The 19,214-nt window shown below is 74.4% G+C and carries 17 protein-coding genes; 6 read left to right on the forward strand and 11 right to left on the reverse strand.

Features of this window, described 5'->3' with window-relative positions:
• Positions 1-471, reverse strand: a 471-nt coding sequence (locus ACI78Q_RS22415; protein WP_456925675.1) for a hypothetical protein, incomplete at its 3' end; no start/stop codon positions are given.
• Positions 472-883: 412 nt separating this feature from the next.
• On the reverse strand, positions 884-1,477 hold the full coding sequence (locus ACI78Q_RS22420; protein ID WP_456925676.1) for a GrpB family protein: 594 nt from the start codon (positions 1,475-1,477) through the stop codon (positions 884-886).
• 303 nt (positions 1,478-1,780) lie between these two features.
• Here ACI78Q_RS22420 and ACI78Q_RS22425 point away from each other — a divergent pair, with 303 nt between their 5' ends.
• On the forward strand, positions 1,781-1,975 hold the full coding sequence (locus ACI78Q_RS22425; RefSeq protein WP_456925677.1) for a hypothetical protein: 195 nt from the start codon (positions 1,781-1,783) through the stop codon (positions 1,973-1,975).
• Between the two features lie 98 nt (positions 1,976-2,073).
• On the opposite strand, the gene ACI78Q_RS22430 is transcribed toward ACI78Q_RS22425, so the two are convergent.
• From ACI78Q_RS22430 to ACI78Q_RS22445, 4 genes are all read right to left on the reverse strand, one after another.
• Positions 2,074-3,318 (reverse strand): amidohydrolase, encoded by a 1,245-nt coding sequence (locus tag ACI78Q_RS22430; RefSeq protein ID WP_456925678.1) that lies wholly within the window; start codon positions 3,316-3,318, stop codon positions 2,074-2,076.
• A gap of 209 nt (positions 3,319-3,527) precedes the next feature.
• A complete protein-coding gene (locus tag ACI78Q_RS22435) occupies positions 3,528-3,950 on the reverse strand; it encodes an enoyl-CoA hydratase/isomerase family protein (protein WP_456925679.1) in 423 nt (140 codons plus the stop codon).
• Positions 3,920-4,258, reverse strand: a complete 339-nt coding sequence (locus ACI78Q_RS22440; RefSeq protein WP_456925680.1) for an enoyl-CoA hydratase/isomerase family protein — start codon at positions 4,256-4,258, stop codon at positions 3,920-3,922. The genes ACI78Q_RS22435 and ACI78Q_RS22440 overlap by 31 nt, the downstream gene beginning before the upstream one ends.
• A gap of 4 nt (positions 4,259-4,262) precedes the next feature.
• On the reverse strand, positions 4,263-4,796 hold the full coding sequence (locus ACI78Q_RS22445; protein ID WP_456925681.1) for a sigma factor-like helix-turn-helix DNA-binding protein: 534 nt from the start codon (positions 4,794-4,796) through the stop codon (positions 4,263-4,265).
• Between the two features lie 339 nt (positions 4,797-5,135).
• Here ACI78Q_RS22445 and ACI78Q_RS22450 point away from each other — a divergent pair, with 339 nt between their 5' ends.
• A complete protein-coding gene (locus ACI78Q_RS22450) occupies positions 5,136-6,410 on the forward strand; it encodes a PP2C family protein-serine/threonine phosphatase (RefSeq protein ID WP_456925691.1) in 1,275 nt (424 codons plus the stop codon).
• A 65-nt stretch (positions 6,411-6,475) separates the two neighbouring features.
• On the opposite strand, the gene ACI78Q_RS22455 is transcribed toward ACI78Q_RS22450, so the two are convergent.
• Together ACI78Q_RS22455 and ACI78Q_RS22460 are read right to left on the reverse strand one after the other, a co-directional pair.
• A complete protein-coding gene (locus tag ACI78Q_RS22455) occupies positions 6,476-7,810 on the reverse strand; it encodes a sensor histidine kinase (RefSeq protein ID WP_456925682.1) in 1,335 nt (444 codons plus the stop codon).
• 471 nt (positions 7,811-8,281) lie between these two features.
• Positions 8,282-9,334, reverse strand: coding sequence for a hypothetical protein (locus ACI78Q_RS22460; protein ID WP_456925683.1), 1,053 nt, complete (start codon positions 9,332-9,334; stop codon positions 8,282-8,284).
• 674 nt (positions 9,335-10,008) lie between these two features.
• On the opposite strand from ACI78Q_RS22460, the gene ACI78Q_RS22465 reads away from it, so the two are divergent.
• Entirely contained in the window at positions 10,009-11,916 is a 1,908-nt protein-coding gene (locus ACI78Q_RS22465; protein ID WP_456925684.1) for a DUF2510 domain-containing protein, read from the forward strand.
• A gap of 222 nt (positions 11,917-12,138) precedes the next feature.
• Positions 12,139-13,170, forward strand: a complete 1,032-nt coding sequence (locus ACI78Q_RS22470; protein ID WP_456925685.1) for an N-acetylmuramoyl-L-alanine amidase — start codon at positions 12,139-12,141, stop codon at positions 13,168-13,170.
• A 167-nt stretch (positions 13,171-13,337) separates the two neighbouring features.
• On the opposite strand, the gene ACI78Q_RS22475 is transcribed toward ACI78Q_RS22470, so the two are convergent.
• The 3 genes from ACI78Q_RS22475 to ACI78Q_RS22485 form a co-directional block, all read right to left on the reverse strand.
• Positions 13,338-14,741, reverse strand: a complete 1,404-nt coding sequence (locus ACI78Q_RS22475) for a threonine/serine ThrE exporter family protein (RefSeq protein WP_456925686.1) — start codon at positions 14,739-14,741, stop codon at positions 13,338-13,340.
• A 69-nt stretch (positions 14,742-14,810) separates the two neighbouring features.
• Positions 14,811-15,236, reverse strand: a complete 426-nt coding sequence (locus ACI78Q_RS22480; protein ID WP_456925687.1) for an SRPBCC family protein — start codon at positions 15,234-15,236, stop codon at positions 14,811-14,813.
• Between the two features lie 138 nt (positions 15,237-15,374).
• Positions 15,375-15,539: a hypothetical protein gene (locus tag ACI78Q_RS22485; RefSeq protein ID WP_456925688.1), complete on the reverse strand. Its 165-nt coding sequence runs from the start codon at positions 15,537-15,539 to the stop codon at positions 15,375-15,377.
• A 489-nt stretch (positions 15,540-16,028) separates the two neighbouring features.
• On the opposite strand from ACI78Q_RS22485, the gene ACI78Q_RS22490 reads away from it, so the two are divergent.
• Both ACI78Q_RS22490 and ACI78Q_RS22495 read left to right on the forward strand, forming a co-directional pair.
• Positions 16,029-16,859, forward strand: coding sequence for an oxidoreductase (locus ACI78Q_RS22490; protein WP_456925689.1), 831 nt, complete (start codon positions 16,029-16,031; stop codon positions 16,857-16,859).
• Between the two features lie 468 nt (positions 16,860-17,327).
• Entirely contained in the window at positions 17,328-19,154 is a 1,827-nt protein-coding gene (locus ACI78Q_RS22495; protein WP_456925690.1) for a BCCT family transporter, read from the forward strand.
• Positions 19,155-19,214: the final 60 nt, after the last annotated feature.

The following is a 19,214-nucleotide window of genomic DNA, read 5'->3' on the forward strand; positions in this document are numbered from 1 at the left end:
GGAGGCTGAGTCTGTTTTGTTGGCGGCGGGGGGGGGGGGGGACCGCGGGCGTGTGGGGGGGGGGGGGGAGGGGGTGGCGGGGTTGGGGCCCGCCGGGGCGCGCAGCCGCAGGACGAGTCCGATGGCGAGCAGGCCGTAGAAGAGCAACCACCCCGCGTCCGCCCACGACGGGCTCGGGATGGGGTCGAGGTGCTGGTAGTACGCGAAGTAGGAGGCGCTCGCGGCGAAGGCTGCGACGAGTCCCGCGGTCATGAACAGCCAGGCCGCCCGGTCCCGGCGGTCGGCGACGCAGCGGAGGGCGAGCACGACGATGACGAGGCCGTCGACGGTCATGTTCAGCCATCCGTCGACGGCGGCGTCGTAGCCCGGTGCCTGACGGATGCCGGGGACGAGCGTGGCTCCGTAGACCGCGCCCGAGACCAGCATCGCCCAGGTCGTCACCCGCAACAACGAGGTGGTCGAGAACCGCACGTCGCCTCCGCTCGTCGCCGCCGGTGGAGTTCCTGCTGGACGACGAGGGCGGACACCTGGCCCCTCACGGAGGCGTCGCGCACGCCCAGCCGTGACGATTGTCCCCGCGCGGGGCAGGGGAGTCGACCGAGCGGTCAGCTGGACCGTCTCAGCGGAACCCGCGCACCTGACCGCGTGCCGGTCCAGCCGTCGAACGCTGCCGGAGCGGCGGGCATGCTCCCGGGGCCGCGCCGCCGGCCGCCGCGGGATGCCGCCGCCGCTAGCCTCGGGACCTGACCGGCCGAGCCGCGGCGACGACGGTCCGCTCCGCGCCCGCGGACGTGGGTCGGCCGGGTCCTCGGTGCGCGGTCTCCTCGGCCGCGCCGTGCATTCCGCAGTCGTCGACCACCTCGTCCGGCCCGCGGTGAGGCGGTCATCCCCGAGCGGCCGTCGCTCTTGCCAGGATCTCCTGGACCACGGAGGTCTTGGCGTCGGCGTAGTGCTGGACGTGGCGCCACACCCTGCGGGCCAGAGCGCGCTTGGCCTCGGCGTATCTCTCCCGGTCCTGGTCGTGCGTGCGCAACCGGTCGCGGAAGGCGAGCATCCGGTCGATCTCCGGTTCACCAGCACTGAACACGTGCAGGTTGACGTCGGTGTCCGGGCCCCGGAGCAGGCGGTGTTCCAGCCATTCCGGTTCACGGATCGTGAGGACGTAGCCGGCGGACTCGAGGGCCGGAACGTAGGACGGTTCGTCGGCCGAGTCGGGGACCACCAGGACCATGTCGATGATCGGCTTGGCGCACAGGCCGGGAACCGACGTCGAGCCCACGTGCTCCACACGGACGGCGACCTGACCGAGGGCGGCGCGGACGCGGTCAGCCTCGCGAGCGAACAGGCCGGGCCACCGCGGGTCGTACTCGACCAGGGTGATCGGCGCGTCGTGTGGGATCCGTTCGCCGACGGTGACCTTCTGGAGGTCCTCATCGCTGATGTGCGGCCCGGAGGCGACGTCGTCCATGGACGTCATGGGAGGCGACGCTCCCTCCCCTTGTCGAGCGGTCCCTGTGCCGCGCCGTGGCGGACGCGGAGCCTCCGCGACCGCCGCCCGACGTTCTCAGGCACTCCCGTGGCCCGACCCGCTCCGCGTCTCGCCCGTGTCGCACCGCACGGCGCGCCTTGACCACCGTGGGGACCGGATCGGGAGGGAGAGGGGTCGCAGGGTCGGATCCGCGCGGGTGGCACGTGACGGGCGAAGGTCGAGTGACAGGTCGACCACGCCGACGACGACCGGGCTCCGCTGCTGTTCGTCTCGGGCGGCGAGGACCACCTGATGCCGCCGAGCGCGCAGCGGTCGAACGTCGAGCACCACCGCTCGCCGTACACGGTCACCGGTCGCGAGGAGTACCCCGGGTTCGCCCGCGTGCTGCCAGTGCAGGAGGGCTGGGAGGCGATCGCCCACCACGTGCTCGACTGGGCGGTCGCCCACGCGCGGCCCACCAGCCCGGAGGTCGCCGGCGCGCGGTGACCGGCCGGCGAGCCGGCCCGGGGCGATCGCCCTCGGGGCCTCGCCGACGGCGGGCACCGCCCGCCGAGCCGGACGCGGAACGTCACGCGTCCCCGCGATCACCGCACCGTGGTCGCCCCGCCGAGATACGCCGTGATCGCCGTGTGTGCGGCCGTGACACCCGTGGTGAGCGTCGGCTCGATCACGGGCGCGAAGAAGGGGGAGTGGTTGGTCGGCACGGGATCGTCACCGTCGACGACCTCGTCGGGCATGCCGCCGATGAACCAGTAGACACCCGGCACACCGATCGCCTCCGGCAGGTGGCCGAAGTCCTCGCTACCGAGCAGCGGCGGCGTGTCGCTGACCCTGCCGGCGCCGAACACCTGCGTCAGCGCGTCCGTGACGCGTCCGGTCGCCTCCGGGTCGTTGCGCAGCAGCGGGAACGTGTAGAGCTCCTCGACCTCCGGTTCGGGCGCGCCCGAGGCCTGCGCCTCGGCCGCGATCACCCGGCGGAGGGCGGCGAGCACGCGCTCCCGGATGTCGGTGTCCAGGGTGCGCACGTTGACCGTGAAGACCGCGGTGGCCGGGATGATGTTCTCCTTGAGCCCGGCGTGGAAGCTGCCGATGGTCACCACGACGGGCGTCAGCGGGGGCACCTCGCGGGACACGATGCTCTGGATGCGCACCACCATGTGGGCGGCGAGCACGACGGGGTCGATGGTGTCCTCCGGGCGGGATCCGTGTCCGCCGCGTCCGTGCACGGTCACCTGCCAGCTGTCGGCCATCGCCATCGCCGGCCCGCCGGCCACCCGGATCTCACCGGCCCGGAACGGGTACACGTGCTGGGCGAGGACCACCTCGGGTCGGGGGGCGCGGGCCCACAACCCGTCGGCGACCATCGCCGCGGCACCCTCACTGGTCTCCTCCCCGGGCTGGAAGAGGAACACCACGGTCCCCGACCACGTGTCCCGGGCGGCGGCCAGCACCGAGGCGGCACCGATGGCGCTCGTGACGTGCACGTCGTGGCCGCAGGCGTGCATCACCGGCACCTCGGTGCCGTCGCCGAGCCGGCCGCGGGCGGTGCTGGCGTAGTCCAGCCCGGTGTCCTCCGCGACGGGCAGGCCGTCGGTGTCGGCGCGGAAGGCGACGACCGGTCCGTCCCCGTTGCGCAGGACCGCGACCACCCCGGTACCGCCGCAGGTGGACGTCTCGCAGCCCAGCCGCCCCATGCGCTCGGAGACCAGTGCGGCGGTCCGGTGCTCCTGCATCGACAGCTCGGGGTCGGCGTGCAGGTGGCGGTACAGAGCGTGCAGCTCCTCGCGCAGCTCGGGGGTGATCAGTGGCTGGCCTGCCGACGACGTCATCGTTCTCGATCCCTTCGTCCACCTCGTCGCGAGTACCGCTCCCGGTACACCCACCGGTCACGTCGTGGCCGCCCGGCACGACCACGGCCGGGCGGGGTCGGCGTCACCGGGCGTCCTCTCCGTCGTCCCTACCCCGGAGGTGGGGGGACGAGCACCGCGCGGCGCTCGGACGACCCGCGGCGCGCGTGCCCCCCGCGAGGTCGCGCGAACTAGCGCCGGGCCAGCGCCGCGAGCGCGGCCCCGATCCGACGTCGGGTGTCATCGGAGGTCCACCCGGCGAGGACGGCCGCGTCGTCGCCGGCGGTCGCCTCGATCGCCGCGTTCGCGGCACGGTGGAGCTGGACCTTGGCCAGCCGGTAGGACTCCGGCGACCGGGCGGCCAGCTCGGCGGCCAGCGCGACCGCCCGGTCGAGCAGCTCGCCGGGCGCGGCGAGTTCGTCGACCATCCCGAGGGTCAGCGCCCGTTCGCGGTCGGCGGTCTGCGCGCCGAGCAGCACCTGGCCGGCACGGGAGCCGAGCGCGTGCCGGACGATCTCCAGGGCGGACGTCGGGAAGGGGACGCCGACCGCCAGCTCCGCCAACCCGATCCGTCCGCCGGACATCAGCCGCAGGTCGCAGGCCAGCGCCAGCACACAGCCACCGGGGCGATCGCGTGCCCGTTGACCGCCGCGACCGTCGGCCGCGGATGGTCGAACACGGCGCGGAACGTGCGGGACAGCGCGGCCAGCAGCTCCTCGGTGTACGGCCGACCCCCGTCCAGGATCCGGCGCAGGTCCACCCCGGCGGAGAAGGACGAGCCGCTGCCGGTGATCACCAGCGCCCGGTCGGACGCGGTGACGGCGTCGGTCAGGGCGTTCAGCAGCTCGACGTCCAGGGCGCCGACCCGGCCGTGGTCGATGCGCAGGACGGCGACGTCGTCCCGATCCTCGGTGATCAGCATCGGGTCATCCTCCACGCCCCCGCGTGTCCGGTGCCCGCGGAGAGTCCCCCTCGGTCACAGGACGGTGGGGGAGGGGCTGATCATCGGTCGGGGGTCGGGGGAGCTCGGCGGGGATCGGCCCGGTGTCTCGGCTCTCGGCCCGCCTGCCGGGGTCGGCCCCGTCGGCCTCCTGCAGGAGCCGGGAGATGCGCTGGCGGGTCAGCCCGAACAGGGCGCCGATCTCCTCGAGCGTCAACCCCTCCTGACGCAATGCGGCGGCCTTCGCCTGTCGGAACCGGGTGCCGGCGGCCTCGAAGCGGGCGGTCGCGTCGGTGAGGACCTCCACGATGAGGGGGCGGCGCTCACGGGCGACGATCTCCCGGTACGGCAGGCCCTGGGCCCGGCAGGCCCGGATCTCCGCCGCGTGCTCGCGGATGAGCGCGGTGACCTCGGCCATCTGCTCGGCGACGGCGACCAGGTCGGCGAGCGCGCGCAGCGCAGGCTCCTCCGCGAGCCCGCCCGACCCCTCCCGCCGATCAGGTGGCTCATGGGGTTCCATGCCTGACCCCTCCCGCGGACCCTCGGTCGCCTGTTCCCGGTTTGGTCGACACGGGCCGCAACGATCGTTGACAGCGGCTCGTGTCCGAGCAACGATCCACGTCCCCGCCCGTGGCGAAACAGTTCGCTCCGGCGCCGACCCACCCGCAGTGTGCCGCGTGTCCGTCCAGCCTGCGGCCCTGGGGTGCCCACGGTGAGGAGCGCGGACGTGACGATCCCGGACCCGGCGCCTCCCCGGGATCCATCCGTCCCGCCGAGGGGTGGGTCCCCCAGTGGCGCCGGCCTCGGTCGGTCCGCCACCGCCGCCGCCGACGCGGCCGATCGGGAGCCGTTGCTCCGCGTGGTGACCGAGGCGCTGGTCACCACGCTGGAGCCCGAGGAGGCCGCCGCCCGGTTGTGCGACCTGCTGGTGCCGGCCCTGGCCGACTGGGCCGTGCTCACCCTCATCGACGAGGTGCCGAGGCCCGGGCACCGGCGAGGGCTGGGGCATGCCGTCACCCGACATCGCGATCCGGCGCGACAGGCGCTGGCTGCGGAGTACGTCCGCACCCGGGTCGAGGCGCTCACCGACGACTCGCTGCTGTTCCGCGCCCTGCGCACCGGCCGTCCGGAGCTGCTGCGGGGAGACGCGACCCGGACCCTGCAGGGGATGCTGCGGCCGGGACCCGCGCACGACCTGCTGGCGACTCTCGCCCCCGAGCACGTCATGCTGCTCCCGTTGCTCGGTCGGCACGGCGCCGTCGGCCTGCTGAGCCTGTGCAACGGTGCGGCTCGGGGCCGGTTCTCCGCCGGGGATCTCGCTGCCGCCGCCGATGTCGCAGGCCGCGCCGGGCTGGTGCTCGACGACGCGCGCCTCCACGACGCGCAGCGGTCGTTGGCCGAGGCTCTGCAGCGCTCCATGCTCACCGAGCCGCCGAGCATCGAGGGGCTGCAGATCGCGGTCCGCTACGCCCCGGCGGCCCGGGCGGCCGAGATCGGCGGCGACTGGTACGACTGCTTCGTCCAGCGCGGCGGCGCGACCTTCGTCATCGGTGACGTCGCCGGTCACGACGTGGACGCCGCCGCCGCCATGGGCCAGGTGCGCACCCTGCTCCGTGGCATCGCCGTGGCGACCCACACCGGGCCGGGACCGCTGCTCGATGCCGTCGACGCGGCGATGGCCGAGCTGCGGCTGGGCGCCCTGGCCACCGCCATCGTGGCCCACGTCCGCCCGCTCGAGCACGGCGCGGCCGGCGCGTGGCGCCTGCGCTGGGCCAACGCCGGCCATCCGCCGCCGCTGCTGGTGCATCCCGACGGCCGGGTCACGGTGCTGGCCTCCGGGCCGGAGATGCTCCTGGGCGTCGCCCTCGGGGTGCTCCACAGCGAGGCGGAGGCGGTGCTCGAGCCGGGCGCGTTGCTGCTGCTCTACACCGACGGACTCGTCGAGGCTCCGGACCGCCCGATCGACGACGGCATCGACCTGCTGTGCAGCACGCTCGCCGACCTCGTCGCCGTCGGTGACGCGCGCCCGGAACCCCTCGGGGGCGAGGAGCTGTGCGACGCGCTGCTCGACCGCGTGCTGTCCGGTCAGCCGGAGGACGACGTCGCACTGCTCGCCGTCCGCCTCGTCGGCTGACCCGGCTGCCGGTCCCTCGCCACCACCCCGGACCCCGTCAGGTCGGCGGTGATCTCGGATCCAGGTCAGGGTCGAGGGGAGCGCTCGTCGTCCCGCCCGGAGGGTGGCCGCCGCGGGTGCGGCTGGCGTAGGCGCAGGGCGGTGCCGCGACCAGGGGCCGTGGCGAGGTCGAGCGTGGCTCCGGACGCCTGGGCGAGGTCACGCATCAGGCGGAGGCCGAAGTGGCCGGGCGGGGATTCCGAGGACTCGGTCAGGTCGAAGCCGATCCCGTCGTCCCGGATCACCAGCGTGACCGACGACTCGTCCTCCGTGACGGTGAGGACGGCCCTCCGGGCGCGGGCGTGCTTGACGACGTTGGTGAGCGCCTCCTGGGCGGTGCGGAACAGCAGGGCCGCGCTCTCGGGCGGCAGGTCCAGGTCGTCGGGCAGCTCGAGGCGCGTGTGGACGCCGCGGGACTGGGTGCGCGCGGCCAGGTCGCCGAGCGCCGCCGGCAGGCCGGCGCGGGCCAGGTGTGGCGGGTAGATCTCGATGAGCAGGGAGCGCAGGGAGGCGACCGACTGACGGACGGCGGCGGTCGCCAGCTGCAGGTCGTCGGCCACCGAGTGGTCGTGGGTGCCGCCCGGGGCGCGTGTCCTGAGATGGTCGATCGCCCGGGACATGATCAGCGGGGCCGCGGACAGGTCCTGGACGACGCCGTCGTGCAGACCACCCGCGATCCGGCGTCGCTCCTCGACGGTCGCGTCCGCCGCCTGTGCCTGGAGCCGCAACCGTTCCTGGTCCGCTGCCCGCACGTCGCGGATCATCCGCCTGGCCATCGGTAGCTGGAACAGCAGCAGGCAGACGAGCGCCGCCGCCGAGATGGGGGCGAACTCGAGCCAGATGGCCACCTGCCGGTTGGTCACCCGGTCGTAGTCGAAGTACGCCTCGAGCAGCAGACGCTCCCCGGACTGGGCGATGACGGGACGGTAGACCTCGAGCAGTCGCTCCCGGGAGCGCTCGAACTCGTTCTCGGCGCGGCCGAGGTCGCTCACCTCGGCGGACATGTCACCGTCCACGAACGACCGCACGGAGTACTCGGACTCGGGGAAGGTGCGTCCCACGAGTTGGGTCTCGTCGGAGTAGACGATCCGCTGGTCGTCGTCCCAGATCTTGAGGCGTACCACCGCCGCGTCGCGGAGCTGGGTCTCCACGACGGCGTCCAGGTCGGCGATCGCCTGCGGGTCCCCGGTGAGCAGGCCGCCGCCCAGGTTCGGCTCCACGAGCAGCTCGGCGACGAGGTCGGTCCTGCTCCGGGCGTCGGCGAGCGCCTCGCTGCGGGCGGCCGCGTGGCTCGCCCAGACGCTGGCGGCCAACAGCAGGCTGGCGGCGACGACGTTGCCGGCCACGAACCTGCTCAGCACCCGGCGGGCGGTTGCCGGTGAACCTTGGGCTCGCGCCGAGCCCCCTGCGGGGGGCGGGTCGACGAGCCGCACCCACGGTGGGGTCTCCGCCGACGTCACGTGCTCGTCCCCGACGCTCCGTGGCGCTGTCACAGTGAACCCCTCCGGCATCCGCGGTGACCGCCAGCGGTTGCCGGCCCGACCGGGCCCGCGTGGTCCCCGTGCGGATCCCCTGGATGGTCGGGAATCGGGCCGTCGCGTGCCAGTCCCTCAATCGAGGGGATGGAGGGCCACCTCGGGGACCGGCAGCCGTTCCTGTCCATCGGACGTCCCTGCCGCGGTGTCGGTGTCGCCGCCGACGGCCCGGTGGCGGCGCCGGGCCGTGCGGGAGCCGGTGCAGGCCTCCTCCCGCCGTGAGCGCGGGAGGAGGCCGTCACCGGGGGTGGCCCCGAACGGTCGGTCCCCCGACGGTCGATCAGGGTCGCCCTGCGGTCACGGGGCGGTGAGCGGAGCGCTGTCGAACGGCGCGGTGGGCGGGGTCAGCCGGCTGCTCTGGGGGACCGGGGAAGGGAACCCGAGCACGGCGAGGCGACCGCGGACCTGGTTCTGCGCCTGGCAGTCCTGGGTGCAGGTGGTCGGCGGGTTGGCGACCTCGACGGCGTCCTCGCCCGTGACGAAGCCCATCCGGCCACCACTCGCGACGTCCCAGATCGACTGGCGACCGCAGTGCGGGATCGGCGGGAGGGCCGGGTCGACGGCACGGCACGCCGGCTGGTCGATCCGGGTGGCCACCTGGGCGCTGTCGCGGGCCACCAGGTCGCGGGCGGCGGGGCTGTCGCTGGCGATGTTGACGCGGGCCGACACCTGGACGCAGAACTGACCGGGCGGTCCGGCCTCCACGCTGGTGCAGGTGGAGCCGAGGAACTGTCCGATGCGGGCGCGGAAGAGCGGGTTGTCGAAGTAGAACGACTGGCCGCCGAGGGTGTGCACGATGCGTGTGCGGGTGCCGTCCCCGCGCTCGGGCTCCATCTGGAAGATGCCGCCCTGCGCGCAGTCCTTGCTCTGGATCTTCATCGACAGCCCCGCGCCGGTACGACCGAGTTCGATCGCCTCCCTGTCGAACTGGACGGTGATCGCGCTGCTCAGGGTCAGGCCGCGGTGGTCCGGGACCTTGCTCTCCCACACCACGGTCGGTGCGGTCACCATGCGTTCCCGGTTGGCCGCCCCGGTGAACAGGTGGTCGAACACGGCGAAGTCGCCGGCTCGCACGGCGAACTGCTGGTGGACCCCGCGCACGATGAACCGGTCGCCGAGGCTGGCGGCCGGGATCGTCGTCCGCACCCGGCGGTCGCCGCGGCCGTCGGCCACCACCGCACCGGTCGCGGCGTCGACCAGCTGGTAGCCGCCGCCCTCGCACGCCTTGGACGACGCCGCCTGAGCCGGCGAGGCCAGCGCGGTCGCGGCCACGAGCAGGGCGAGGGCGATCAGTGCGCTGCGCCGGCGGCGGGCGACTCCCGGTGGGCGGTGACCGTGCGGTGCTGTCATGGGTCCTCCTGAGTAGTTGATCAAGCACCCACACCCTGGGAGGTCACGGGGAGTGACGGACAGTGGCCGATCGTCGTAGACCACCGTGTCGACCTGCGAGAACGCAGCAGCGAAGGCGGCCCGGCGCTGACGGTGCGTGGCGGTGGAGGCGCCGGGACCCGGTCCGTCCCCACACCGGCCGGGAGCGGCCCACCCCGCCGGGATCGCCGCTGGACACGCTCCGTGCCCGGGTCGGCCCCTGCGCGTGTGGTCGTACGACCGGGCGCAGTCGCGGGGTGACCGCACGGAGTCGGTGGCGCCCGACGCCGCCTTCCGCCACGAGCGGTCGCACCGCGCCGGTCCGTGGCTGACCGGTGGGCCTGCCGGCCGGCCTGCGCCGTGGGGGCGACGGCCGGACGCGCGAGCTCGGCATCCCGCACTGCCCGCGGGAGCCGTTCGGGCCGGAGGTGCCGGCCACGACGGACGCCGGCGTGGCATCCGGGACGGCTGTGACGCCTGGGGCAGGTGGTTCGTGGGCGTATCCCCGTGCCGTCCCCGAGCGATGACCGCAGTGAGATGGCCGCGCCGTCGACACCGCCAGGTCCCCCCGTGGTCCTGGAGGTGGCCAGGCGCGGTGATCTGCCAACTGGCGCTCCTCCGCGCACACCGGTCGGGGGAGCCGATGCGGAGGTGCGATGCGTCAGCCGAGCCCGGACACCTTGCCCCGCCCCCGTGGGCTGTCCGACCGCAGCGATCCGGCGGTGCTCTACGTCCGCTCCTACCTGCTCATCGGAACGGCGGTCGGGGCGATCGGCATCCTGCTGCCCCTCGTCCTCATCGCCGGGGAGAGCTGGGTCCGGGGCGGCGCGGTGCACGTCGAGAGCTCGCTCAGCTCCTACTACCACACCTCGATGCAGGACGTGTTCGTCGGCGCTCTGTGCATCATCGCCGTCCTGCTGGCGACCTACCTCGCGGGGCAACCGTGGACGTGGGACTTCTGGTTGAGCCTGCTCGCGGGACTGGCCCTGCTCGGAGTGGTCTTCTTCCCGATCGCGCGGCCCGGCATCCCCGCCGGAGCGCCCCGGTGCGGCAGCACGCGCGACCTGTCCGGTTGCCCGCCGCTGGAACAGCTGCTCGGTGACGTCTGGACGGGACGACTCCACCTGATCGCCGCAGGCGCGTGCTTCGTGCTGCTGGCCGCCCTGTCCTTCCTCTTCGCCCGGCGGGAGCGCGCCCGGGGCGGCAACCCCACGGCGGCGTACGCCCACGCCCTCTGTGGTGTGGTCGTCCTGCTGTCGGTCGCCGCCGCTGGGTTCGGCAACTCCGTGGCGGTCGACCTCGGCCCGCTTCCCCTGCTGTTCGCGGCGGAGACGGCCGCCGTCTGGGCCTTCGCGGCGTCGTGGCTGCTCGCCGGCCGGGACCTGTGGCTACGGCTGCTGCGGCCGCGGCGCGGCGTCGCCCGCGCCGTTGCACGACCACGGGACGCGCAGCGTCGGCTGCCGGTGGACGGCACGTCCCTGGCGGCGCCGCCCGGGCCCGATCCGACGACGGACCCGCACCGGGGTACCGCCCCGCAGGCCGCCGGCTTCTATCCGGATCCCTTCTCGCCCGAGCAGCACCCACGGACCGAGCGGTGGTTCGACGGGAGCTCGTGGACCGCCGTCACCTGCCCGGTCTTCGATCCGAGCCGGGGAGCGGAACCGGCGCCCGGCCGCGTCCTCGGCGTCCCGCAGCCCCGTGACGGGTCGGCGTACCGCGACGACCTGGAGGAGCCCGTGAGGGCCGACCACGTGATCGACCGGAACGGCGTCCGGGTCCTGGCTCGCTGCGGGCGGTGCAACGACCCCTCCTGCGCCGGTCACCCGGAGAGCACGGGACGGGGCTGGGCCCCTCTTCACTCGCCGGGCTCCCCGGCCGCCACGGGTCATCCGGACACAGCGCCGTCGTCCGGTGGACAGCACGAGCACGAGTGGACGGACGAACGAGGGGCCGTGCTCGAGGTCGCCCAACTCACCCAGCTGCTCTCGGCGTCCTGCCCCGGCGGCGACATCGTCCTCCCCAGGCTCGAACGCTGGGTCGACATCGTCGGGGTCGACGCGGATCCGCGGTCCTCGGGGCCTTGGGCGGACATGCCGCGGCGGCCGATGTGGTACGTCGGCGTGTACATGTGGTCGTGGTCCACCTCCACGCCCTGGGACGAGCGCGGTGAGAGCCTGACGGCCAACCTGGCGACGTTCATCGACGGGAGCGGCGTGCCGATCGCCCCGGGACGACCCGATGCCGAGTTCCGCGGCTCCTACGGGTCATTGGCCGGGGCGCTGCGCCAGCGGATGGCGGAGCACTCCGCCGGCGTGTCCGTGAGCCCCTCCCCGGTCGTCCAGGTACGCGCCCTGGAGCGGCACGCGGCGGTGAGTCCCGTCCCGGTGGCGGCCGGGCAGCACGGCACCTCCGAGCCGCCGAACCCTCCCTACGTGGAAGGGGTGCTCGGCCTCCGCCTCGACGTGCTGCGGCTCACCGCCGAACTCGCCCAGGTCCGCGAGGCCCAGCAGCGACTGGAGTGCCTGTACGACGGGACCGGCGCCGACCGGGAGGGTCTCGGGTGACGCCTCGTCCGGCGCCGGCCCGCGGCGCAGCCGGCGGGCCGAGCACACACCTGCCGCGGCGATCCGCGATGTGACGACCGAGAGCGCCGCACCGCGGACGCCACCCGCGGCTCCCACCGGGCCGCGGGAGGCGCCGGCGCTCCCGCGAGCGTGCGGCGCGGTCATCTCAACTCCTGCCCGGTCGCGGCCGCGACCGGCCATGGCCGAGACCCTGGAGGACCCGTGGCCATCTATCCCGGAGCCGTCTTCAAGCCGACCGACTTCGGTGGGCGGACCCCCCGCAACGAGCAGGGGCGCGGCATCCTGCACGTCGCCGTCTCCGAACGCCGGTCGCTGCCCCCGTTCAACGGCAACACCTGGCACTTCTACGTCGCCAAGGACGGCTACTGCGAGCAGTACGTGGACACCGCCTTCCGGGCGTTCGCGGACGTCGAGGCCAACGACGACGCGATCGCCATCGAGACCCAGGGCGGCACCGGTCCGGTCGCTCAGGTCGAGAGCGAGCTGTGGACCCCGGCCCAGGAGGAGCGGCTGGCCGACATCATGCGCTGGGCCCGCGACGTGCACGGCGTGCCGCTGGCGCTGCTGCCGGACAGCCTGCCCGGCCGTCGTGGCTGGGGCCCGCACCGGCTGGGGATCCAGCACTCCCGCGGCGTCGGCGCGGTGCCCGGGTGGCTGCAGCCGGGCGGGGAGCGCTGGTCCACCGTGATCGGCAAGCTCTGCCCCGGCGCCGCGAAGGTCGGCCAGATCCCGGGCATCCTCGGCAGGGCGGCCGGTGGCGGGGTCGTCCCGCCTCCGTCCGCGCCCCCGGTGCCGCCGCCGGTGGTGGTCCCGGGCGCTCCGCCGCGACTCGGCTGGGACCTGCCGCGCGGGCACTACTACGGCAACGTCCGTGGGCCGGCCCGCAGCCACGGCGGCTACTACGTCCGCGAGCGGCCGTTCGTGCAGAACATCCAGCAGTGGCTGATCTGGCGGGGGTGCGTCGCCGAGGTGCCGTCGCGGGACTACGTCCGCTCGGGCTGGGACGACGGGATCTGGGAGGCGGCGACCGACCGGGCGATGATCGAGTTCCACCGCCGCTTCTACCCCGGCCAGCCGTACCCGGCGCAGTGCTGGGCCGACGACTACGACCGCCTGGCCCGGGCGGTACAACCCGTGTCGTCGACCACGCGGCGGGGCCTGCGAGCCCTGTTCCGTCGTCCGCGCACCCGACCGGGCCGCCTGGCGCCGGCGCAGGACGCCGCTCGACCGTGAGCTGGCCTGCGGCGGCCGCGCCGCTTCCCCCGGGGCCGACGGCCACGGGGGAAGCCGCCGACGTGGCCGGGTGGCACCGCGGCCGACGGGGGGCCTTCGGACGGGGGCGGGGTCATCGCGTCGGCGGTGGAGCCGGGTCCTGTGCCGCCACGGGGGCGATCAGCGGCTCAGTCGGTGGTCATGGCCCGCCGGCGGACCCGTTCGTCGAAGCGGTCGCGCTCGCCGCTGACCGGCCTGCCGAGGTACTCGCCCAGCGTGACGCCGGCGGCGAGCGCGAGACCGACGGCCAGCGCCCCGACGAGGGCGGCCAGCCCGCCGTCGATGTCGGTGTCCACGACGATCCGGAACAGGCCCTGGTAGATCGCCAGACCCGGTAGCAGCGGGACGATGCCGCAGACGGCGATCAGCTGCGGGGGGATCCGCAGCCGCTGGGGCAGCACCTCGGCCGAGAACCCGATGACGACGGCGGCGATCCCGGAGGCCAGCGGAGGGCCGGCACCCAGTGCGCTGAGCGCCCAGAACGTCGCCCAGGCCAGCGCTCCGGCGGTCGCGGCGAGGCCCACGGCGTGCGGCCGGGCGTGGCTGGCCAGGGCCCAGAACGCGGCGATCCCGGCGGACGCGGCCAGCGCGACGGGAAAGGGGACCGGGGCGGCCGCGGTGGTGACGACGGTCAGCGGGAGCTGGGCGCGCTGGGCCAGGTCGAGCACGCCGGCGATGCCCACGACGATGCCGGCGGTCAGCGTCACCACCTCGAAGGCCCGCGCCCCGGCGGTCACCGGGAACCCGCTGATCGCGTCCTGGGCGGCGGTGACCAGGGAGAGTCCGGCGAGGAGCACGACGATGCCGGCGGCGACGACCAGGGAGGTCCGGACGTCGACGTCCCAGGCCAGCAGGAGGACGGCCACCCCGGTGGCGAGTGCGGCCCCCACGACCTGCTGGAAGAAGACCGGCAGGCTCCGCCGGTCGAGCACGCGCATCACCTGCCCGATCAGGGCGGTGGTCAGCGCCGCGATGAGGGCCTCCCGCCACCCGCCGCCGAGGACGAGGCCGAAGCAGCCGGCCACGCCGGCCCAGGCCAGCGCGTTCACGCTCCGGCGGTAGGTGGCGGGCGCCGCGACCACCCGGTCCAGCCGGCGGTGCGCCTCCTCGACGTCGAGGTCTCCGGCGCCGATCGCGCGGGCCAGGTCGGTGATCCCCTGCAGGCGGGTGTAGTCCAGGCGGCTCATCCGCACGATCCGCATCGCGGTGAGCGGTACGGCGTCCTCCCGGTCGAAGCTGACCGTGATGGAGGTGAACGTGATGTCGACCTGGCAGCTGGTCAGCCCGTAGGCCGCGGCGACCCGCAGCACCATCGCGGTCACGTCGGCAGAGGGAGCTCCGACGGCGAGCACGGACGCCCCGATGCGCAGGGCCAGGCCCAGCGCGGCGTGGGCGGTGAGGTCGTCCATCCGGCTGGGCTGGGCCCGCAGGCCGATCGGGGCGGTCGGCGGGTCGTTTCCCGCGACCGCACGCCAGGCCCGCTCCGGGAGACGCGAGTACGGCACACGGCGATGCGGGGGCCAGAGGGACACGCTGCCAGGCTAGGGCGCCCTCAGCTGCTACCCGATCGTCACGCTCGGCGGCGGCGACCCCGCGGGGCGTCACCGCCGTCCCTCGCTCCTCGCCTTGATCCCCTCGGCCTCGGCGGTCAGGTAGCGATCGGTGAGCCGGCGGTAGAACCGTCCCATCACCCGCCCGACGGGCCCGGCCTGCTCCACCGCCAGCGTGACCCGCGTGCCTCCGGTGCCGAGGTCCTCGAGCAGGTGCCGAGCGGTGGTGCGGACGCCCGGGCCGGTGGCCACCCAGGTGAACGAGCGTCCCGGTTCCAGCTCGGTCACCACGTACTCGGTCGGGGGGATCCGGGGCTGCTCCACCCGGACCCGGGCCCCGACGGCCAGCGGCCCGTCGTCGAGGCGCCGCACCGAGGTCACCGTCGGCGCCCACTCCGGCCACCGCTCGACCTCGCGCAGCACCTCCCACACCCGCTCGACCGGGGCCCCGACGTCGATCCTCGTGCTCTGCTCCACCGGGCCATCGTGCTGGTGGTCGGGCGTGCACGCCGTCCGCGCAGCCCTTCGGCCGGCGCCGCCGGCCGGATCGACGCGAGCTGATACCCGTCGCCGGGAGACCCCGCCCGCGGGTGACGGGCTGCGGCGGCGGGGCCCTCAGTGGGTCAGCGCGAGGCAGGTCCAGCACAGCGGCCACTCGCGGTCGCCGTCGTCCGGCCACGTCCAGTCCGCGGGGTCGAGCAGCGTCACCGCCGTCCGGCAGACCGCGCGGCCGGCGACGAGCCCGTCGCCGCCGACCGCGTGCAGGCGTCCGGCGGGCATGTCCACCCACTCCTGTTCCCAGGGTCGCGGGACGACCGCATCGGCACCCACCGTCCAGCTCTCCACCTCGACACGGCCGTACCGGCGACCCCGGGCGGGCCCAGGACGTCCGTGGTGGCCCCCTCCTCGACTCACGCCGACCACGGTCGGTGCTGACCCCGGTGTCCGGCAGGGCACTTCGTCCCAGCGGGGTGTGAGTTGCGTCGCCACCCGCGCACTGCGCGCGCAGGCGCGCGGCCTGGGCCCGCCGCGCAGCTCACCGGTCGCGACGGGCCCGCGGACGGCGGGATGCACGTCGCCGGCGTGGGGCGGCTCCTCTCGCCATCGGCCGGTCCTGCCGGCGCCTCCCAGGAGTGGCCACGTCCTGCTCCGGTCGGTCAAGCTGCAGCCCGGCACCGACGACCCCGACCGCGATCTGGGGGCTGCTCGGGCGCCGGCCACGGAGCCGACCGGTCTGGAGGCAGAGGCGGCATGGCAGGAGACACCCGGATGCGTACCTGGCTCATCACCGGCTGCTCGACCGGACTCGGCCGGGCCTTCGCCGAGGCGGCCCTCCGACGGGGACACCACGTCGTCGTCACCGCCCGGGACGTCGCGACGGTGCAGGACCTGGCCGACGCCCACCCGGAGACGGCGCTGGCCCGCGCCCTCGACGTGACCAGCGACGAGCAGGTGGCCGCGGCCGTGGCCGCCGCCGAGGAGCGCTTCGGTGGTGTCGACGTCCTGGTGAACAACGCCGGCTACGGCTACCGGGCGGCGGTCGAGGAGGGCGAGGACGGCCCGGTCCGGCAGTTGTTCGACACGCACGTCTTCGGCACCGTCCGCACGATCAAGGCGGTCCTGCCGGGCATGCGTCAGCGCCGGTCGGGCACGATCGTGAACCTCTCGTCGATCGGCGCGCGGATCTGCCCGGAGGGGTCGGGCTACTACTCGGCGGTCAAGGCGGCGATCGAGGCGCTGACGCTGTCACTGCGCAAGGAGGTCGCCCCGCTGGGCATCACCGCCATGACGGTCGAGCCGGGCGGCTTCCGCACCGACTTCTCCGGCCGGTCGCTGACCCAGGCCGAGACGCCGATCGCGGACTACGCCGACACCGCCGGCCGGCGCCGCAAGGACCACGACACCGCGCACGGCAGGCAACCGGGGGACCCGGCGCGGGCGGCGGCCGCGCTGGTCGACGTCGTCGAGTCCGGCAAGGCGCCCTACCTGCTCGTGCTCGGCAACGACGCCTCGGACGCGTTCCGCGCCGCGCTCGACGCCCTGCGATCGGACGTGGACACGTGGGAGGACGTCAGCCGCAGCACCGACTTCACCGCGTGAGGCCCGACCACGGAGGGCCGGCGCCCTCGTCGCTCTGACCGGCGTGCCGGGGCCGACACCGCCCTCCTCGACCCGGGTGAGGCGTTGCCGTGGCCGGCGCAGAGCGCCCCGGGGGGCCGGCTGTTCGTGTCCTCCTCGCCCGGCCGTACCCGGCGGCACGGGCGGGTCACCCGGTGCGCTCGACTCCGACCTCGTCCCCGGGGCGACGCGGGGCCGTCGCAGGACGAAACTGTGCAGAGAATCACGCTCGACCCTTGTCCCATCCCAACGGCTCTGGTTCCCTCTTGCGAAGTCGGTTTCGAATGACGCAACAGGAATGGGAGTGTCATGGAGCAGCCGCACAGCAGGCACGTCTCGACCTCCGGCCCGCCGAACCGGGCGGAGGTGAACGGACAGCCCCCGCCGTCCGACAGCGACGCGGGCCGAGCGGCGGAGGAGCGCCTCCCCGGCCCCGGCGGTGAGGACTCCGTGGCCGAGTGCCATCCCGCGATCGCCGAGACGCCACCCTGTGTCGCCGACCGGCACTGGGCCGTGGACCGGGTCCTGTTCGCCATCGCCGCGGCCATGGCGCTGGGATTCGTGGTCTGGGGGTTCGCCACCCCCACCGGGCTCGGCACGGTCAGCGGCTCTGTCCTCGGCTGGGTGACCGGCAACCTGGGCTGGCTGTTCGTGCTGCTGGCCTCGGCGTTCGTCATCTACGTGATCTGGCTGGCGGCCGGCAAGTACGGGCGGATCCCGCTGGGTCGTGACGACGAGCGGCCGGAGTTCCGCACCATCTCGTGGATCGCGATGATGTTCAGCGCAGGCATGGGCATCGGGCTGATGTTCTTCGGGGTCGCCGAGCCGCTGTCGCACTTCGTGGCCCCGCCGCCGCTCACGACCGAGGCCGAGAGCGCCCAGGCGATCCAGACCGCGATGGCGACCACGCTGTTCCACTGGACCCTGCACCCGTGGGCGATGTACGCCGTCGTCGGGCTGGCCATCGCCTACGGAACCTTCCGCAAGGGCCGCCGTCAGCTGATCAGCTCCGCCTTCATCCCGCTGCTCGGCCGGCGGCGGGCCGAGGGTCCGGCCGGCCGGGTCATCGACGTCCTGGCCATCTTCGCGACGCTGTTCGGGTCGGCGGCCTCCCTCGGCCTCGGCGCCCTCCAGATCGGCAGCGGCGTGGAGATCCTCGGCTGGGCCGGGGACGTCGGCAACGGCATCCTGGTCGGGATCATCGCGGTGCTGACCGCCGCCTTCGTCGCATCGGCCGTCTCCGGCATCGAGCGCGGCATCCAGTGGCTGTCCAACACCAACATGGTCCTGGCCCTGCTGCTGGCCGTGTTCGTGTTCGTCCTCGGGCCGACGATCTTCATCCTCAACCTGATCCCCGACGCGGTCGGCAGCTACTTCTCCGACCTCGGCGAGATGGCCGCGCGCACCGAGGCCACCGGCGGCGACCCGATGGCGACCTGGCTGCGCGGCTGGACGGTCTTCTACTGGGCCTGGTGGATCAGCTGGACGCCGTTCGTCGGGCTGTTCATCGCCCGGATCAGCCGCGGCCGCACCATCCGGCAGTTCGTCACCGGCGTGCTCCTGGTGCCCAGCCTGGTCAGCCTGCTGTGGTTCGCCGTCTTCGGCGGGGCCGGGATCGCCGCCCAGCGCGACGGCATCGACGTCGCCGGTCAGGGCACCACGGAGGGGCAGCTGTTCGCCGTCCTCGGGCAGTACCCCCTGGCCACCGCTGCCACCATCCTGGTGATGGTCCTCGTGGCGATCTTCTTCGTGTCCGGCGCGGACGCCGCGTCGATCGTCATGGGGTCGCTCTCGCAGCGCGGCACCCTGGAGCCGAGCCGCTGGGTCGTCGTCTTCTGGGGCGTCGTGATGGGCTCGGTGGCCGCGATCATGCTGCTGCTTGGGGAGGACGGCGCCGCCCTGACGGGGCTGCAGAACCTGACGATCATCGCGGCCCTGCCGTTCGCGCTGGTGATGGCGGCGATGGCCGTGAGCCTGGTCAAGGACCTCCGCCACGACCCGATCATCCTGCGCGGCAACTACGCCCACCTGGCGATCGAGCAGGCCGTCGTCGACGGCATCACCCGCCACGGCGACGACTTCGTCATCGTGGTCGAGCCGTCCCGGAGCCCGGACGCCGGAGGCGTGGCGGCGGGGTCGGCGGCCCCGCAGCCGCCCGACCGGCGGGTCGTCAGCCCGAGCGGCAACTACGTGGTGCAGGAGGGGACCCCGCCCGTCCCCGCGCCGAGTCAGCCCACGGCGGAGGCCATCGGCCGCCCGCAGGACCCGCGGGACTGACCAGCCCCCAGGGGGAAGAGCCTCCCGGCACCGGAGCGGCACCGCCGGCTCCGGGGCCGG

The sequence above is a fragment of the Geodermatophilus sp. SYSU D00705 genome (genome assembly GCF_054050135.1).

Excerpts from the sequence above, each read along its gene's own strand:
- ACI78Q_RS22490 (WP_456925689.1), top strand. The coding sequence starts at position 16,029 with ATGCGTACCTGGCTCATCACCGGCTGCTCGACCGGACTCGGCCGGGCC.
- ACI78Q_RS22485 (WP_456925688.1), bottom strand. The coding sequence starts at position 15,539 with ATGCCCGCCGGACGCCTGCACGCGGTCGGCGGCGACGGGCTCGTCGCC.
- ACI78Q_RS22445 (WP_456925681.1), bottom strand. The coding sequence starts at position 4,796 with ATGGAACCCCATGAGCCACCTGATCGGCGGGAGGGGTCGGGCGGGCTC.
- ACI78Q_RS22430 (WP_456925678.1), bottom strand. The coding sequence starts at position 3,318 with ATGACGTCGTCGGCAGGCCAGCCACTGATCACCCCCGAGCTGCGCGAG.
- ACI78Q_RS22420 (WP_456925676.1), bottom strand. The coding sequence starts at position 1,477 with ATGACGTCCATGGACGACGTCGCCTCCGGGCCGCACATCAGCGATGAG.
- ACI78Q_RS22460 (WP_456925683.1), bottom strand. The coding sequence starts at position 9,334 with ATGACAGCACCGCACGGTCACCGCCCACCGGGAGTCGCCCGCCGCCGG.
- ACI78Q_RS22440 (WP_456925680.1), bottom strand. The coding sequence starts at position 4,258 with ATGCTGATCACCGAGGATCGGGACGACGTCGCCGTCCTGCGCATCGAC.
- ACI78Q_RS22425 (WP_456925677.1), top strand. The coding sequence starts at position 1,781 with ATGCCGCCGAGCGCGCAGCGGTCGAACGTCGAGCACCACCGCTCGCCG.
- ACI78Q_RS22465 (WP_456925684.1), top strand. The coding sequence starts at position 10,009 with ATGCGTCAGCCGAGCCCGGACACCTTGCCCCGCCCCCGTGGGCTGTCC.